At 73.7% G+C, this 16,235-nt stretch carries 14 protein-coding genes; 6 read left to right on the top strand and 8 right to left on the bottom strand.

Going from position 1 to position 16,235, the window contains the following annotated elements:
- Positions 1-21 precede the first annotated feature (21 nt).
- Complete coding sequence (locus H291_RS33050) at positions 22-645, top strand: DUF5134 domain-containing protein (RefSeq protein ID WP_020018096.1); 624 nt, start codon at positions 22-24, stop codon at positions 643-645.
- A 14-nt stretch (positions 646-659) separates the two neighbouring features.
- Here H291_RS33050 and H291_RS31805 read toward each other — a convergent pair whose 3' ends face one another.
- The 4 genes from H291_RS31805 to H291_RS0126685 form a co-directional block, all read right to left on the bottom strand.
- Positions 660-1,052 (bottom strand): BlaI/MecI/CopY family transcriptional regulator, encoded by a 393-nt coding sequence (locus H291_RS31805; RefSeq protein WP_051109643.1) that lies wholly within the window; start codon positions 1,050-1,052, stop codon positions 660-662.
- A 103-nt stretch (positions 1,053-1,155) separates the two neighbouring features.
- Positions 1,156-1,377, bottom strand: coding sequence for a hypothetical protein (locus tag H291_RS0126695; protein ID WP_026366172.1), 222 nt, complete (start codon positions 1,375-1,377; stop codon positions 1,156-1,158).
- Between the two features lie 82 nt (positions 1,378-1,459).
- Positions 1,460-2,653, bottom strand: a complete 1,194-nt coding sequence (locus H291_RS0126690) for a macrolide family glycosyltransferase (RefSeq protein ID WP_026366171.1) — start codon at positions 2,651-2,653, stop codon at positions 1,460-1,462.
- A 2-nt stretch (positions 2,654-2,655) separates the two neighbouring features.
- Positions 2,656-3,309 (bottom strand): CatB-related O-acetyltransferase, encoded by a 654-nt coding sequence (locus tag H291_RS0126685; protein WP_020018092.1) that lies wholly within the window; start codon positions 3,307-3,309, stop codon positions 2,656-2,658.
- Positions 3,310-3,409: 100 nt separating this feature from the next.
- On the opposite strand from H291_RS0126685, the gene H291_RS0126680 reads away from it, so the two are divergent.
- Genes H291_RS0126680 through H291_RS0126670 form a run of 3 tightly spaced genes read left to right on the top strand, consistent with a single transcriptional unit; the run spans position 3,410 to position 4,846 of the window.
- A complete protein-coding gene (locus H291_RS0126680; RefSeq protein WP_020018091.1) occupies positions 3,410-4,036 on the top strand; it encodes a TetR/AcrR family transcriptional regulator in 627 nt (208 codons plus the stop codon).
- A complete protein-coding gene (locus tag H291_RS0126675; protein WP_020018090.1) occupies positions 4,033-4,422 on the top strand; it encodes a VOC family protein in 390 nt (129 codons plus the stop codon). Before H291_RS0126680 ends, H291_RS0126675 begins: the two co-directional genes overlap by 4 nt.
- Positions 4,423-4,441: 19 nt before the next feature.
- Entirely contained in the window at positions 4,442-4,846 is a 405-nt protein-coding gene (locus H291_RS0126670; RefSeq protein WP_020018089.1) for a hypothetical protein, read from the top strand.
- A gap of 9 nt (positions 4,847-4,855) precedes the next feature.
- Here the strand turns inward: H291_RS0126670 and H291_RS34835 are convergent, their stop codons facing one another.
- Positions 4,856-6,565, bottom strand: coding sequence for a M15 family metallopeptidase (locus H291_RS34835; protein ID WP_020018088.1), 1,710 nt, complete (start codon positions 6,563-6,565; stop codon positions 4,856-4,858).
- Between the two features lie 370 nt (positions 6,566-6,935).
- Here H291_RS34835 and H291_RS33040 point away from each other — a divergent pair, with 370 nt between their 5' ends.
- Together H291_RS33040 and H291_RS0126650 are read left to right on the top strand one after the other, a co-directional pair.
- Complete coding sequence (locus tag H291_RS33040) at positions 6,936-9,758, top strand: DUF7507 domain-containing protein (RefSeq protein ID WP_084468463.1); 2,823 nt, start codon at positions 6,936-6,938, stop codon at positions 9,756-9,758.
- Positions 9,759-10,139: 381 nt separating this feature from the next.
- Complete coding sequence (locus H291_RS0126650) at positions 10,140-11,795, top strand: helix-turn-helix transcriptional regulator (RefSeq protein WP_157237376.1); 1,656 nt, start codon at positions 10,140-10,142, stop codon at positions 11,793-11,795.
- On the opposite strand, the gene H291_RS0126645 is transcribed toward H291_RS0126650, so the two are convergent.
- Genes H291_RS0126645 through H291_RS0126635 form a run of 3 tightly spaced genes read right to left on the bottom strand, consistent with a single transcriptional unit; the run spans position 11,796 to position 16,203 of the window.
- Positions 11,796-13,085, bottom strand: coding sequence for a glycoside hydrolase family 125 protein (locus tag H291_RS0126645; RefSeq protein ID WP_020018086.1), 1,290 nt, complete (start codon positions 13,083-13,085; stop codon positions 11,796-11,798).
- Positions 13,082-15,343, bottom strand: a complete 2,262-nt coding sequence (locus H291_RS0126640) for a glycoside hydrolase family 3 protein (protein ID WP_020018085.1) — start codon at positions 15,341-15,343, stop codon at positions 13,082-13,084. Before H291_RS0126640 ends, H291_RS0126645 begins: the two co-directional genes overlap by 4 nt.
- On the bottom strand, positions 15,340-16,203 hold the full coding sequence (locus H291_RS0126635) for a carbohydrate ABC transporter permease (protein WP_020018084.1): 864 nt from the start codon (positions 16,201-16,203) through the stop codon (positions 15,340-15,342). Before H291_RS0126635 ends, H291_RS0126640 begins: the two co-directional genes overlap by 4 nt.
- Positions 16,204-16,235 lie beyond the last annotated feature (32 nt).

Here is a 16,235-nt window from a genome sequence, read left to right as displayed (position 1 = left end):
TCTCGGGACGCGGGGGCGCCAGTGACGTCGGACCCGGCCGTGCAGTGGGCCACGACGGCCCTCTTCGGCGCGCTGACCGCCTACTCCCTGTGGCGGCTCGTGACCGCGCGCCACCTCTTCGCCGGAACGGGCCACCTGTTCCACCTCGGCATGAACCTGGTGATGGTCGCCATGGTCTGGCCCTGGTGGGCCCGGCTGCCCACGCTGCCCCAGGTCGCCTTCTTCGCCGCGGGGGCGGCGTTCTTCGCCGGGGCGGCGGGGTGGTTCGCGCTGGACGGGCTGTCGACGACGGGCAGGCGGCGGGGCCGTCGTCGGAGCGCCCGGTGCCAGGCCGTGAACGCCGTCATGATGCTCGCGATGGTGTGGATGCTCGCGGTGATGACGCGGCATGCCGACGGCGCCGGTGCAGGTCACCCGGGTCACTCGACGCACGCCGCGGTGTCCGTGCCGCTGGACTCCCTGACGGTCGTCAGCGGCGCGGTGCTGGTCGCGGCGCTCGCGGCCGGTGGGGTGCTGTTCCTGGCCGACCTGGTCCGGTACCGGCAGGAGCGTGGCACGGTGGGTCGCACCGGGGCCGACCTGCTCGCGGGCGCCCTGATGAGCCTCGGCATGGCCGCAGCGTGCGGGCTGGTGCTCGTCGGCTGAGGCCCGGGCGCAGCTCAGCCCGCGCGGCGGCGGCCCGGGTTGGGCTTGGGGCGCAGCGCCCGCTGGAGCATCTCGGCGTCGCGCGCCGTCAGGTGGTCGGCGAAGCGGAGCAGCGCCTCCTCGCGGTCGCCGGTGCCCTCCAGCACCGACAGCATCGCGGCTCCGGCGCGCTCGCCGTCCGACCGGGTGGGGCGGAACCGGACCTTCCGGGGAGAGGCCGCGATGCGGACCACCTCACCCTTCTTCTCCAGGCGGTCGAGCACCGTCAGGAGCGTGGTGTAGGCGGGGACGTGCTCGTCCCCGAACCTCTCCTGGATCGCTCGTGCCCCGATCGCGTCCTCGTGGTCCCAGAGGATGCGCATGACCTCCGCCTCGAGCTGTCCGCGTGCGCGAGTCCTGCCTGACATAGTGCCCTCCTGGCAGGACCATACTGCAAAGGTGGCCGCCCACCGGGAAGTGGACAGCCACCTTTGCCGTCGTCCGGAATACCGGACGGAACCACCTGAACCGTCAGGCCGGCTGGAGCGCAGCCGCGTCGAGAGCGCCGCTGCGGGCCTGCTCCACCAGGTCCGCGAGCTGGTCGTGGCTCATCTGGATGCGCTGGCCGAAGTCGTCGGTGATCACGATCTGCTTCAGCGGCTCGGCGGTCGGGTCGACGAACAGCTCCGGGCAGCCGCAGTCGCACTTGCCGCAGAACGTCGCCACATGAAGCAGCTGAGAGTTGTCGCTCATCGCTTTCTCCTCTGTTGGAACGGACGGGACCCGGGCGCGTGCTGGATGCCCTCTACGAGGGTCGCCCTATCTCTACAACACGTCAAGATGTGGGCGTGGTACGTCCCGCCATCTCCTCGATGACGCCGACGGCGTGAGCGGTCCCGCCCTCGGCGCGGGCGGCGGCCCGCAGGCGCTCGGAGCGCGCCACGCGCTCCGGGTCCGTGACCAGGTCGTGCAGCGCCGCGCGGAGCACCTCGGCCGTGGCGTCCGCGGTGTCGACCCGGCGGGCGACCCCGAGCTCCACCAGGCGGTCGGCGTTCATGAACTGCTCGGCGCCCTGCGGCACCGCGATCATCGGCACGCCCGCCAGCAGCCCCTCGCCGCAGCCGCCCATGCCGGCGTGGGTGACGAACGCGTCGGCCTGGTCCAGGATCGCCCGCTGCGGCACCCAGGAGTGCACCTCGACGTTGCCCGGGATCTCGCCGAGCTCGGCGACGTCGGTGTGCCGGCCGATCTGCAGCACGACGTGCCAGCCGGGCAGGTCGCCGAAGGCGGCGAGGCACCGGCGGTAGAACTCCGGCTGGCGCGTGTAGGCCGAGCCCAGGGAGATCAGCAGCACGCGCTCGGCGTCCGCGGGGCGGGTCCACCCGCCGCCGTCGGACCGGATGTCGAAGCACGGGCCCACGAAGGTCACCGTGCCGGGGTCGACGCGGTCGGCGTGCGGCTGCATCGCCCGCGGGATGAGGGCGAGGGCGCGGTCCGGCGTGCCGGAGAAGGCGTCCATGTCGGTGGTGGTCGCCCCGCAGCCGGCGAGCCACCGGGTGAACCGCTCCCGGTAGGCGTCGGCTCCCGGCAGCCCGCGCAGGTGCACGGCCACCTCCTGTTCGTAGCCGTCCCAGCCGACGAACGTCGGGGACAGCTGCAGCAGGTCCCGGCCCTGCGCCTCCGCCAGCGCGCGTCCGGCGTAGGCACCGATGTCGTAGAGGTACAGGTCCGCCGGGTCGTCGTCGTAGGCCGCCCGGAGCCGGGGGAGCGCCTGGACGGCGTCGTCGAGAAAGAGGCTCGCCGCCGCGATGGGGTCGGTGGGCCAGTCGTTGTCGGCGACGGGCAGCGTGGAGGTGAGCGGTACGAGCTGCGCGCCGGTGGACTCCACGCGGTCGGCCACGAACGGGTCGACGGCGTAGGTGACCCGGTGGCCGCGGGCCACCAGCTCGCGGATCACCGCGAGGCCGGGCAGCACGTGGCTGACGACCGGGACGCCGATCATCGCGATGTGGGAGCGGCGAGGAGGCATGGTCAAGGCCGCCCCACCTGCTCGGCGGCCCGCTCGAGGTCGTCGACGGTGCCCGACATGATGGTCCGCACGTGCTCGGTCACGTGCTCCACGGGCCAGTCCCACCAGGCGATCGCGAGCAGCCGGGCGACGTCGTCGGCGTCGTACCGGGTGCGGATGAGCCGGGCCGGGTTGCCGCCGACGATGCCGTAGTCCGGCACGTCGCCCGTGACCACGGCCCCCGCGGCGACGATCGCGCCGTGCCCGATGCGGACACCCGGCATGACCGTGGCGCCGTGCCCGAACCAGACGTCGTTGCCGACGACGGTGTCACCGCGGTTCGGCAGCCCGGTGATCAGGTCGAAGTGCTCCGCCCACGAGCCGCCCATGGTGGGGAACGGGAAGGTGGAGGGGCCGTCCATGCGGTGGTTGGCGCCGTTCATGATGAACCGGGTGCCGGTGCCGAGCGCGCAGTACCGGCCGATGACGAGCCGCTCGGGGCCGTAGTGGTAGAGCACGTTGCGCGTCTCGAACGCGGTCGGGTCGTCGGGGTCGTCGTAGTACGAGAACTCGCCGACGTCGATCAGCGGCGACTGCACCAGGGGCTTGAGCAGGACGACGCGCGGGTGGTCCGGCATCGGGTGGAGCACGGTGGGGTCGGCGGGGACGGGCGGCATCGGCAGGGTGGTTCCTCTCGGTCACTACTATTGCGACGAGTGTCGCGTTAAGATCCTGGCACATCACCCGTGCCCCGATCAACCGGATACTGGATCCCCGATGACAGAACCGCCGAACGTCACCGCTGACCGCCGCCCTGGCGGCCGCACCGCCCGCGTCCGCGCCCAGGTGCTCGACGCCGTGCGCGCCGAGCTCGCCGAGAGCGGCCACGAGGGGCTCACCATGGAAGGCGTCGCGACCCGCGCGGGGGTGCACCGGGCCACGGTCTACCGGCGCTGGCGCGACGTGGGCGGCCTGCTCGCCGACACCATCGCGGCCGCGGGGGAGATCGACTGGCAGCCCCCGGACACCGGCTCGCTGCGCGGCGACCTGGCTGCCCTCAACCAGGAGATCCAGGAGTCGCTGTTGGTGCGGCCGTCGTTCGCCGTCGCCCTGATGGCCGCCTCGTTCCACTCCGAGCAGGCCGCCCAGGCCCAGACCCGGCTGTGGGCGGACCGCTACGCGCAGTGCGAGGTCCTCGTCGACCGCGCCGTCGAGCGCGGGGAACTCACCGGGCAGCCGGATGCGCGTAGCCTGCTCGTCGCCGCGACCGCGCCGGTCTACCACGAGCTGGTGCTCCTGCGCGCCGACCCCGACCCGGACCTTCCGGGACGGGCCGCGGCGGCGGCCGTGCTGGCCGCCGCCGGCGGCGCCTTCACCGATCCGCACCAGCAGGGAGCGTCATGACCAGCAGGTTCACCGAGCTCGCCGTCGACTGCCACGACCCCGAGCTGCTCGCCGCGTTCTGGAGCGAGGTCCTGGGCTTCGCCGTGATCGACCGCAGCGCGGGCAAGATCGAGGTCGGCTCCTGGGAGCCGACGGTCGAGGAGGTCCGGGACCGGCAGATGGCGCCGACGCTGGTGTTCGTCCGGGTGCCCGAGAGCAAGATCGTGAAGAACCGGCTGCACCTCGACGTCAGCCCGATCGACGGCAGCACCGAGGACGAGGTGACCCGGCTGCTCGCCCTGGGCGCCACCAGGGCCGACGTCGGCCAGGGCCCGGACCAGAGCTGGGTGGTCATGGCCGACCCCGAGGGCAACGAGTTCTGCGTGCTGCGGACTCTGGCGCCGTAGACGGGGTCAGAATGGTTCGATGATCTCCACCGAGCTGGCCACGAAGCTGCACGACGCCGGCCTGGTCTGGACGCCGGTCGACGGCGACCAGTTCCGGGTGCAGGCGCCCGACCTCGAGAGCGACATCTTCACCGTGAGCACGATGACCATCGAGGCGCACGAGTACCCGACGGGCACGATCCTCGGGTTCAACGGCACCACCGAGTGGGCGCTGGACTCGGTCGCGATCGAGGACGCCCTCTGGCTGCCGCGCGAGGACCAGCTCCGCGCGCTGCTGCGCTCGGCCTTCCACGCGCTGCGCCGCACCGACAAGGGCTTCGAGGTCGAGGCCCAGCTCCTCGGCGAGGTCCGGCTGTTCGCCGACCCGGACCCCGCCGAGGCCTACGGGCTCGCGCTGCTGGCGCTCATCGAGCTCAGCCGCTGAGCGGTTCGGTCACCCCTGGTCGTCGGTCAGGCCCAGGTCCTTGGCCAGGCCCAGCAGGGACTCACGCGTGGCCGAGGGGCTGGCCGACGGCGCCGGCGAGGCCGGCGTCTCGGTGCCGCTCGGAGCGGGCTCCGGGGCCGAGCTCGGCGGCGCCTCGGGCTCGCTGGGCGACGGCGCCGGCTCGCTCGGTTCCGGCTCGCTCGGCGTCGGGACCGGCGTCGGGCTCGGAGCCGGCTGCGAGGGCGAGGGCGAGGGCACGCCCGGGTCCGACGGCGACGGGGTCGGGGTGGGCGACGGCGTCGGCTTCGGCGTCGGCCTGGGCTTCGGGGCCGGCTCGCTCGGCTTCGGCTTGGCGCCGGGCTTGGCGGGCTGCTTCGTCCCGGGCTTGCGCGGCTCGTCGGCGGGCTTGGCCACCGGCTTGCGCGTCTCCTCGGCCGCTGGGCGGTCCTTCGCCCTGGTGTCGGCCGCCGCCTCGTAGCGCGGGCCGTCGTCCTCGGACTTCTCGCCCTTGGTCCACCGGTCGACGTCGGACGGGTCGACCGCGCGGTTCGGCACCGAGCCCGCCGCGAAGAACTCGAAGTGCCACGGCTCCGGCTTGGCGCCGCCCAGGCGCGCCCACGACGGGTTGTCCCAGCCGTAGTCCGGGCCGTGCACCCGCAGCCACACGTACTCGGGCGACGAGCCGCCCGAGATCGGCGCGCCCAGGTCGACCGCCAGGCCCCACCCGTGGTTGGACGTGCCCGGGACCGCCGCCAGGTGCGGCTTGGCGCCGGCCACGGCCACCTGGTCGACGTAGGACCGGTACGAGTCGGTGATCGGGATCGGGCGCCCGAACTCCTCCTCGAACTCCACGCTCAGCGCCGTCAGCCGCTCCGCCGCGTCGCAGCGCAGCAGGTGGCCCGGCGCGAAGTCCAGCGGGCACAGCACGTCGGCCGGGATGCGGCCGTTCGCGTACTCGACGGTCGAGGTGCCGAACGCCGAGACCACGTCGAGCAGGCTCTCGCGCAGCGGGTCCCCGGCGCGGTCGCGGTCGCCGTCCGCCCCGGCGGTCCCGCGCGCCGACGGCTCCCCGTCCTCACCCGTGGCCTCCACCTCGGCCAGCGTGCTGGGCACCGACGGGTCCAGCAGGTTCGCCAGCCGCACCGCCGCCAGCACCACCTGGTGGTAGGTGATCTGGCCGGAGGGCAGGTCCTGGGTTTCCGGGCCGTGCTCGTCCGACACCGTGATCACGGCCTGGAGGTCGTCTGTGACGACGGTCGTCCCCGAGCCGTCGTCGTCCCCGGCCGTCCGCGCGACCGGCGCGTCCGCGACGCGCAGGCCCTCCTCCGCCTCGCCGAACGCGAGCTCCTGCATGAGGTACGTGGTGTAGAGCATGCCGAGCTCGGCGGCGGCCTGGGCGACCGCCGGGCTGAGGTCCGAACCCTCGCGCCGGGCCTGCTCGTCGGCGCGCGCCAGGACCGCCGTGATCTGCTCCGTCGTCACGTGCCGCGGCGTGGTCACGGTCGCGGCGGCCGGCGCGGCCTCGACGGGCCCCTGGTGCCGGACCGGCCGGTCCGGGTCGCCCCCGGCGAGGGGCGTGCCCGGGACGGTCGGCGCCGCCGCGAACAGCAGGCCTCCCGCCGTCACCGTGGCGATCGCGCCCGCCCACGTGGTGCGCAGGACTCTGCGCCGGTCGGGGCGGTTCTCGGGGGACACCAGCTCGTTCGCCTGCTCCTGCACGCGTCGCTCCCTCGGGTCGGTGCTGTGGTTCGTATTTCAACGGGTAAAGAAGTCCTGCGTGGCAGTCAAAGAAGTATCACGAGTCGACGGGACTCACGAGGCGGGGTCCGCGACGGACCGGCCTCGCGGCCGTTCCCGCGGCACTGCGGCCCGACCATGGTCCTGGACCCATCCGGCCTTGCCTGGCGAAGCGGCTGCTCACCCCCTCGCCACCTCGTCAGACGCCGGGGAACGGGTGAATTACGCCTGCGAGTTGGTGATTTGGTTGGTGATTTCTTGATCCCCGACTGGTGATCGGGCGCCGAGGGGATGGCATTGAACTCGCCGTACTGGATCTGGGCCGCGCGGCCCGTGAGCGAGGGGAACGCAGATGCAAGCACGAAGGTCATCGACGAGGACCACCCGGGGCGGGACGGTCAGGGGGCGCCGCGGACGGGTTCCGGCGGTCCTGGCGGCGCTCAGCCTGGTCGGGGCGGGCCTGGTCGCCACCTCGTTCACGGCGGTCACGCCGAGCGCCGTCGCCGCGCCCGGCAACCCCGGCGTGCCCGGTGAGCCGACGGTCCTCTTCGTCGAGGACTTCGAGAACCGGGCCGCGGACTCGAACGTGCTCCTGACGGACTACACGGGGGCCGACGGGACGGCGTATGCGGCGGACCCGTTCTGGGTGGACCGCGCGGCCTGCAACGGGTTCATCGTCAACTACAGCAGCCCGCGTGTCGTCGGCGACTGCGTCGGTCAGGGCGGCGAGGCCGGGGGCATCGGCGTGTACAACTCGCTGATGTCCCTGCCGTACACCCTCGGCACGATCAACGGCACCGACCCGGCGAGCAACGCCGCGGCGTCGTCCTACACCTCGGGCAACACCACGCCCAACGAGATCCAGTTCCGCACGGCCGACCCGCTGACCCTGCCCACCGCGGGCCGGTTCGTCACGTTCTCGGTCGACGCCGTCGCGCAGAACTGCACCTCGACCCACCCCGAGCTGCGCTTCTACCTGGTCGACGGCAACGGGGACGAGATCGCGGTCTCCAGTACCGCGATCGACCCGTGCACCGACCCGCGCGGCACGCAGTACAACGCGCCCGCCCAGGACGGCACGCCGCGCGTGGTGATCGGCGGGCGCTTCCCGGCCGACGGCTCGAACCTCGTGACCGGCGGCTCGTTCGGCATCGTGATGCGCAACGAGAACGGCAGCGGCCAGGGCAACGACGGCGCCTACGACAACATCCGCGTGCTCGACGTCACGCCGCAGCTCGACAAGGAGTTCAGCCCGACCTCGGTCGCGACCGGCGGCATCTCCACCCTGACGCTGACGATCACGAACACGAGCGACCTGGCCGCCAAGAACGGCTGGTCGTTCACCGACACCCTCCCGGAGGGCCTGGTCGTCGCCGACCCGGCCGCCGTCGAGACGGACTGCCCGGCCGGCGACGTGACCGCCGCCGCCGGCGCCACGGCTGTCGAGGCGACCGGCAACCTGGACGCCGGCATGGCCTCCTGCACCATCTCGGTGAACGTGACCTCGGACGAGGCGGGCAGCTACACCAACGGCCCCGACAACATCTCGGCGATCGGCCTGGACTACCCGGACCCCTCGACCGTGACGTTCGGCGACCCGAGCCTGGAGCTCGTCAAGACCGCCGGTGAGCCGGTCGACGTCAACGAGAACGGCATCACGGACACCGGCGACACCATCGCCTACACGTTCGAGGTGACCAACACCGGCGACGTCGCGATCGACGACCTCGCGATCGACGACCCCAAGGTGGGCGCGATCACCTGCGAGGCGACCTCGGTCGAGCCGGGGGACTCGGTCACCTGCACCACCGACGAGCCCTACGTGGTCACGGACGAGGACGTCGAGGCGGGCTCGGTCGACAACTCGGCGACCGCCACCGGCACCCCGCCCGGCACGACCACCCCGATCGGCTCGCCGCCCTCGGAGACGAGCACGCCGACCGAGGCCCCGGACCCCGCCGTCGAGGTCGTGAAGTCCGCGACGCCGTCGGGCCCGGAGACGTTCACCGTGGGCCAGGAGATCACCTACAACTTCGAGGTGACCAACACCGGCAACGTGCCGCTGAGCGACGTCACGGTCGACGAGACCGAGTTCTCGGGCACGGGCGAGGCCCCGGTCGCGACCTGCCCCGCCGACGTCGTCCTGGCGCCGGGTGACTCGCTGACCTGCACCGCGAGCTACACGCTCACGCAGGAGGACGTGGACTCGGGCGAGGTGACGAACTCCGCGACCGCCACGGGTACGCCGCCGGGGGACACCCCGCCGCCGACCTCCCCGCCGTCGACCGTGGTGGTCCCCACCCCGCCGGCGCCGGGCGTCGAGGTGGTCAAGACCTCGGACACCGAGGAGATCAGCGAGGTGGGCCAGGAGGTCACCTACAGCTTCGCGGTGACCAACACCGGCAACGTCACCCTGACCGACGTCACGGTGAACGACGCGGAGTTCTCCGGCTCGGGTGAGCTGTCGGCGATCGACTGCCCCGCGGAGGCCGCCAGCCTCGCGCCGGGTGCGTCGGTGACCTGCACCGCGACCTACACGGTCACGCAGGCCGACCTCGACTCGACCGGGCTGACCAACACCGCGACGGCCACGGGTACGCCGCCGGGGGACACCCCGCCGCCGACCTCCCCGCCGTCGACCATCGAGATCCCGAGCACCCCTGCGCCCGGCATCGAGGTGGTCAAGACCTCCGACACGGACAAGATCACGAAGGTGGGCCAGAAGGTCACCTACAGCTTCGAGGTGACCAACACCGGCAACGTGAGCCTGGCCGACGTCACGGTCGACGACTCGGACTTCTCCGGCTCGGGTGAGCTCTCGCCGGTCGACTGCCCCGCGGAGGCCGCCAGCCTCGCGCCGGGTGCGTCCGTGACCTGCACCGCGACCTACGTGGTCACGAAGGCGGACCTCGAGACCGGGGAGCTGAGCAACACGGCCACGGCCACCGGCACCCCGCCGGGCGACGTCCCGCCGCCCACCTCGCCGCCGTCGACCGTCGACGTCCCGGTGGACCCTGCTGACCCGGCGCCCCCGGCCCCGGCGCAGCCGGACCGCCCGGACGGCTCTCTGGCCGCGACCGGCGCCGACCTCGGCTGGACGGCCGGTCTCGCCGCGCTGCTCTTCCTGACCGGTGCCGCGACCCTGTTCGTCGTGCGTCGCCGCACGGTGAGCTGACCACCCGGTTCCTCGCCCCGCCGCCCCATGGCGGGGCGAGGAACCGCCGTCGGCCGGATTCCGTGCACTACGGAGCAGCACGATGATCTGGGCATTTATTGCTTTTATGGTCGGTGATATCAGGCCGTACCGGACACCCCTTTTCAAGGGATTGTCGGACGGCTTATAGTGCCGTCGCGCATACTTCATGCGAAACGATGCTCCACTCCTGACGTACCAGCACTGGTGTAGCCCTGAGCAGGGGAAACGCCGGAGTTGCCCCCTTGTTGCGCCCGGCCTACCCGGCCCGGGCAGCCGAGCCGGCACCCCAGGCCGAATTCCCCGCCACGAAATGCGCCGACGGGCTGGTGGAAATGGGACGCAACGACTTTGTCTTACGACTTGAAGTGGCTTGTCACGCCCGGACCGGGCGCCCAGGCAGCACACAGCCGCGCGGACGAGCACGGAGAGCACGGAGTGCTGAGCGCCATCGCCTCCGGCGACCTGGACACCCTCGAGGACCTGGCGGACGTGTGGTGGTTCGAGCTGCCCGCCCGGTTCGGCCCGGAGCTGCTCGGCCTGCTCGAACGGCTGCCCGCCACCATGGCCGCCCGCCGTCCGCGGCTGCTCATGGCGGGCGTGCTGGCCTACCAGCTCGCCGAGGCCGGCGACGACGCCCACCTGCGCGCCACGATGCGCCTGTTCGAGCTGCACGGCGTGCGCCTGTCCAAGCGGCTGCGCTCGTTCACGCGGCCCGGCGACATGATCGCGGCGGGCGCGCTGGCGATGCACGCGGCGCGGACCCGCGGCCAGTACCGGACCGCGGAGGGCATCGGCGCCTGGGTCGAGGAGCACCTGCTCCGGACCGACGACGCCGGCGCCCTGCCCTGGAGTGCCGACCGCCGGGTGGGGCGGCCCGGCCTGATCGCCCTGAACCGGGGCGTGACGGCGATGCTGGCCGGGCGGCCCGCCGTCGCGATCGGCCACCTGCGCCGCGCCTACGAGCAGGCCGGCCCGCCGCCGTTCCAGCACTTCGCGGGCGCCGCCGCGTGCGCGAACCTCGCGCTGCTCGCGGCGGTGCGCGGGCACCACGCCATGGCCGAGAGCTGGCTGGACCGCATCGGGCAGTGCGGACCGGTCCCGGAGTGGCTGGAGCACCACCTGCTGCTGGGCGCCGTCATCGCGCGGGCCCTCCTCGCGATCGACCGGCTCGACGCGTACGCCGCGGAGCAGGCCCTGGACCAGGCGGGCAGCGCCGAGGACCCGGGCGACCTCTGGCCGTTCCTCGCGGCCGCGTGGGCGGCGTACTCGGTGGCCTTCGACGAGCCGGTGAACGGGCTGCTGGGACTCGACGCGGCCTGCTTCGCGCACGGGATGGGCATGCGGCCCGGCCCGGACGCGCACCCGGTGCTGCTGCGGGCGCACGCCGACCTGCTCGCCGCGACCGGCGAGGGCAACCGCGTGGTGGCTCTGGCCGAGACCGCCGCGACCACCGGCCGGCTGCTACCGCCCGCGGCCCGGGTGCGGCTGCTGGCCGGCGACTCCGACGGCGCGCTGACGGTCGCCGGGCGGGCGATGCGGGACGCCGGGGTGACCCCGCGGGACGCGCTCGAGCTCCAGCTCGTCATCGCCGTGGTGCACCTGCGCTCCGGCGAGACCGACGAGGCGCGGGCGCGGTTCCTGCACGCCGTCGAGCTCGGCCGGCAGGGGCTGCTCGCGCCGTTCGCGCTGTTCCCGCGGGACGAGGTGCTGGAGCTGTGCCACCTGACCGGCACCGATCCGCAGGACCTGGGGATGACCCGCACCCTCGACGACGCGCGGAACCCGGCGTCCGGCCCGATCGTGCTGCTGACCCGGCGCGAGCGGGCGGTGCTGGTCGGGCTGGCCGCCGGGGACAGCGCCGTGCGGATCGCGGCGGACCACGGCGTCTCGGTCAACACCGTGCGCACCCAGGTGCGCAAGGTCTACCGCAAGCTCAACGCGTCCAGCCGCACCAGCGCCCTCGCGAAGGCGGGGCAGCTCGGCCTGATCCCGCCGGACGCGCCGCGGACGGCGTGACTACGAGCCGGCGGACTCCTCCGCGACCACCAGCGCGACCTCGCAGAACATCGAGTCGGCCCAGGAGAACCACGGCCGCGAGTACGCCGCCGGGTCGGAGGCGTCGAACGACTCGTGCATGCGGCCCGTGCCGGCGTCGGTCCGGGCGAGCACGTCGAGGATCCGCACCCGGTCCTCGGCCGTGCCCGTGAGCGCCTCGACGGCCAGCGCGATCGGCCAGACCCGGCCCGGCCTGGTGTGCGGGCTGCCGATGCCGCTCGCCGCCGTGCCGGTCACGTAGTACGGGTTGGCGGGGCTGAGCACCAGCTCGCGCGTCGCGCGCCACACCTCGGCGTCGAGCACGTCCGGGGCGTTGAGCGGCAGCGACAGCAGCGACGGGGTGTTGGCGTCGTCCATCAGGAGCGCGGCGCCGAGCCCGTCCACCTCGTAGGCGTAGACGCGCGCGCCGTCCGGCCCGGCGACGACGCCGAACTCCGCGACCCCGGCGACCAGCTCCCCGGACAGCGCCCGCGCGTCCGCGGCCAGGGCCGCGTCGTCGAGCACCTCGGCCGCGATCTCCGCGACGGCCAGCAGGGCCTGCGCCGCGAACAGGTTGGCCGGGACGTTATAGCCGTAGGTGCAGGCGTCGTCCGAGGGGCGGAACCCGCTCCAGGTCATGCCCGTGCGGCCGACGGCGGTGCCGCGGCCCTCGCGCGCCAGCGTCTCGGTCGGGATCTCGGTCTCCCGCTCGAACCGGTAGGGCGAGGCGTCGTGGTCCTGCTCGGTGCGGAGCTGGGCCACGATCGTGGTCAGCACCCGGTGGGCGCGCTCGTCGAACACGTCGGTGCGGCCCGTGGCCCGCCACAGCGTGTGCGCCAGCGTGACGGGGTAGGCCAGGCTGTCGATCTCGTACTTCTGCTCCCAGACGTGCGGGTCGTCGCAGACGTCGTCCGGGTCGTAGTGCGCGCCCGTCGGGCCGTCGTTGAAGGCGTTCGCGTACGGGTCGTGGTCCAGGCTCGCGAGCTGACGGCGCACCACGGCCGCCACGAGGTCGGCCAGCGGCGGGCACGAGCCGAGGAACCGCAGGTACGGCGTGAGCTGCGTGGTCGAGTCGCGCATCCACATGGCCGGGATGTCGCCGGTGATGACGAACGCGGTGCCGTCGTCGCCCATGGTCACGGTGTCGGTCAGGGTGCGCAGCAGCGCGGCCTCGACCATGTCGCCCACGCGCGCGCCGGAGGTGGCGCGCGCCCGGTCGGCGGCGTGGGTCAGGACCGTCGTGATCGCGGGGTCGAGCGGGGTTCGCGTCATCGCTCCCATGGGGTGGCTCCGTTCTGGTCGGTCACGCGGACCGGTAGGGCGTGGGCGGGCGGGTCCGATTCTGGCGTGCACCACACGCTGAGCGTGACCGGCGCCGCCTCCGGCGCGCCGGAGGCCCAGGACCCGAGCTCGTCCAGGCCGAGGTCGAACGGCACGGCCGCCGTGGCGCCGGCCGCCACCGTCACCCGGCGCACCGCCAGGAGGGTCCGCCGCCGCGGCCGGACGCCGGGCTCGTGGCGCCGACCGTACAGCGGCACGGACAGCGACGCCTCGGCCGCGTTCGTGTTGGTGACCTCGACGGTCAGGTGCGCCGCCGCGCCGGTGGCCAGCGCGGACGCGGCGACCGAGACCGCCTCGCCGGCCAGGCCCAGGGTGACGCCCGGCAGGTGCGCGGTGCCGAGCGGCAGCCTCGCCAGCACGTCCGTGTCCACGTACCCGCGCGCCGTCTCCATGCGCTCGTCGTGCGCCACGGGCATGACGCCGTCCGCGGCCGGGAAGGTGGCCGGGAGGCGGCCCGACGCCGTGCCGTCGCAGAGCGCGGCCGCGATCGCCTCGCCGCCCGTCGGGCCGGGGAACGGGACCACCAGCAGCGCGTCGACCAGCGGGCGGAGCTCGGTCAGGGCTCGCGGCCGCCCGTCCAGCACGACGCCGACGACGGGCGTGCCGCCGGCGCGCGCGGCCCGGACCACGTCGAGCTGTGCCTGCGGGAGGGCGACCGAGGACAGGTCCACGCCCTCGCCGTTGGTCGTGTCGAGCGCGGGGCCGTCAACGGCGCCGTTGTCGGCGAACTCGTCGTCGTAGGTGCGGCGGCTGGTCCCGCCGAGCACCACCACGCACACGTCGGCGCCGGCGGCGGCGGCGCGCACCGCGTCGAGCGCGGCCGGGTCGTCGAGCGGGCCGCGCAGGCGGCTGCCCGCGGCGTGCCGCACCCGGTCGGCGCCGAACCGCGCGGCCAGTGCCGACCGGACCGTCGAGGCGCCGGGGTCGGGCGCGGGGCGCGGCGGCGTGTAGTCGCCGAGCTGGGCGTCCAGGTCGTCGGCGTTGGGCCCCACGACGGCGAGGGTCTGGCCGGGCCGCAGCGGCAGCACGCCGCCGTCGTCCACCAGCACGACGGACTGGCGAGCGGCCCGCTCGACGAGGGCGACGACGTCGCGCTCGACCGGGACGCCCGGCACCGGGTCGCCGAACAGGCCGAGGCGGCGCTTGAGGGCCAGCACCCGGTCGGCGGCGCGGTCCAGGACGGCCACGTCGACCAGGCCGCGCTCGATCGCGGGCTCCAGGTGCGTGAACGCCTCGTCCCACAGGCTGAGGTCGACGCCGGCCCGCAGGGCGAGCGCGGCGGCGAAGGCGGGGTCGGGCGAGCTGTCGCGCAGCCGGTCGATCGCGGTGCCGTCGGCCATGACCACGCCGTCCCAGCCCCACTGCTCGCGCAGGGTGCCGGTGAGCAGCTCCTCGTTGGCGCTGCACGGCACGCCGTCGACGTCGTTGTAGGCGGCCATGAAGCCGGCGACGCCCGCACGGGCGGCGGCGTACGCGGGGCGCAGGTGAATCTCGCCGAGCTCGCGGCGGCCGACGGGCGCGCCCGAGCCGTTGCGCCCGCCGATCCCGGCGCCCTGCCCGGCGAGGTGCTTGGCGACGACGGCGACGTGCGCGCCGTCGATCGCCTCTCCGGGCGCGGAGGTGCCCTGCATGCCGCGCACCGTGGCCTCGACCAGCAGGGCGGCCAGCGCCGGGTCCTCCGAGAAGCACTCCTCGGCGCGGCCCCAGCGCGGGTCGCGCAGCACGTCGAGCCCGGAGACGAGCGCGACGTGCGTGCCGCGCGCCCGGGCCTCGGCGGCGACGGCGGCGGCAAGCTCCTCGGTCAGGTCGGCGTCCATGCCGGCGCCGAGCGCGAGGTTCACGGGCAGCGTGGTGCCGCCGAGCGCCATCAGGCCGTGCGGTGCCTCCTCGACGAACAGCACCGGGATGCCGTCGCCGTGGGTGTTCACGTGCTCCTGCACCGCGGCGTAGGCCTCGGCGCTGCGCTCGGGCGGGATGCCGTTGTCCCAGCGCACCGCGGACCACGGGTCGGCGCGGAGCACGCCGTACAGCGCCCCGAGCCCGCCCCAGCGGTCCACCTCGCGCCGCAGGACGTCGGTGACGCGGGGAGCGCCGTCGACCCACCGCACGGCCTCCCAGCCCTTGAGGCGCTGGTTGACCTGGCCGATCCGGGTGGCGAGCGGGAGCGTGGCGGCTCGGGGGTGGCTCATCCCTTGACCGCCCCCGACAGCAGCGCGCGCTGCATCTGGCGCTGGAGCACGGTGTAGACGAGGTACACGGGCAACAGTGTGAACAGGGTGCCGGCCATCAGCACGCCGTAGTCGGTGCCGGCGTCGACCTTGAGGGTCGGCAGGGCCACCTGGATGGTGCGCTGCGCGGTGTCCGGGCCGATCAGGATGAGCGGGTACAGGTACGCGTTCCAGAACGACAGGAAGTTGAGCAGCAGCACCGTCGCGATGCCCGGCACGCAGATGGGCAGGTAGACCTGCCGCAGCACCTGGAGCGAGGACGCGCCGTCCATCGAGGCGGCCTCCTCCAGCTCACGCGGGATGGTGCGCATGAACGAGGTGAGGATGACGATCGAGAGCGGCAGCGCCGTCGCCGGCAGCAGGAAGATCACGAACGTGCGGGTGTGGAACAGGCCGAGCGCCGCGGCGAGCAGGAACGTCGGGAACAGCGCCGCGAACGACGGGATGAGGAACCCGAGCGCGAAGACGCTCTCGACGATCTTGCCGGCCCGCCCGCGCGCCCGCGCCAGCGCGAACGACGCCGGCAGGGCGAGCAGCAGGGTCAGCACCAGCGCGGCGACCGTGGTGAGCGCCGAGTTGGCCACGGCCAGGCCGAGGTCGGCCTGCTGGATCGCCGTCGTGAAGTTCGAGAAGTCGAACGTCGTCGGCAACGAGAGGGGCGACTCGAAGATCTCCTCGTTCGTCTTGAAGGAGGAGACGATGAAGTAGTAGAAGGGGATGACCAGCAGGGCGGCGTAGATCCACGCGAGCGTGCCGCTCGTGATCGAGCCGATGCGGTCGCGCAGGGGGAGTCGACGGGCGACTGCGGCGCGCTGAGCCATGAGGTTCTCCAGGGCAGGTCGGGTCGGATCGG

This window comes from Promicromonospora sukumoe 327MFSha3.1 (assembly GCF_000385135.1).
GTDB lineage: Bacteria > Actinomycetota > Actinomycetes > Actinomycetales > Cellulomonadaceae > Promicromonospora > Promicromonospora sukumoe_B.
The sequence above is the reverse complement of the archived record's forward strand: the minus strand, read 5'-3'. Positions and strand labels throughout refer to the sequence as shown.

What these genes read in the sequence shown, in the direction of transcription:
- H291_RS0126685 (WP_020018092.1), bottom strand. Translation starts at nt 3,309, where the DNA reads ATGCCGCCCGTCCCCGCCGACCCCACCGTGCTCCACCCGATGCCGGAC.
- H291_RS0126640 (WP_020018085.1), bottom strand. Translation starts at nt 15,343, where the DNA reads ATGAGCCACCCCCGAGCCGCCACGCTCCCGCTCGCCACCCGGATCGGC.
- H291_RS0126680 (WP_020018091.1), top strand. Translation starts at nt 3,410, where the DNA reads ATGACAGAACCGCCGAACGTCACCGCTGACCGCCGCCCTGGCGGCCGC.
- H291_RS33040 (WP_084468463.1), top strand. Translation starts at nt 6,936, where the DNA reads ATGCAAGCACGAAGGTCATCGACGAGGACCACCCGGGGCGGGACGGTC.
- H291_RS0126695 (WP_026366172.1), bottom strand. Translation starts at nt 1,377, where the DNA reads ATGAGCGACAACTCTCAGCTGCTTCATGTGGCGACGTTCTGCGGCAAG.
- H291_RS0126670 (WP_020018089.1), top strand. Translation starts at nt 4,442, where the DNA reads ATGATCTCCACCGAGCTGGCCACGAAGCTGCACGACGCCGGCCTGGTC.
- H291_RS31805 (WP_051109643.1), bottom strand. Translation starts at nt 1,052, where the DNA reads ATGTCAGGCAGGACTCGCGCACGCGGACAGCTCGAGGCGGAGGTCATG.
- H291_RS0126645 (WP_020018086.1), bottom strand. Translation starts at nt 13,085, where the DNA reads ATGACGCGAACCCCGCTCGACCCCGCGATCACGACGGTCCTGACCCAC.
- H291_RS0126690 (WP_026366171.1), bottom strand. Translation starts at nt 2,653, where the DNA reads ATGCCTCCTCGCCGCTCCCACATCGCGATGATCGGCGTCCCGGTCGTC.
- H291_RS0126635 (WP_020018084.1), bottom strand. Translation starts at nt 16,203, where the DNA reads ATGGCTCAGCGCGCCGCAGTCGCCCGTCGACTCCCCCTGCGCGACCGC.
- H291_RS0126675 (WP_020018090.1), top strand. Translation starts at nt 4,033, where the DNA reads ATGACCAGCAGGTTCACCGAGCTCGCCGTCGACTGCCACGACCCCGAG.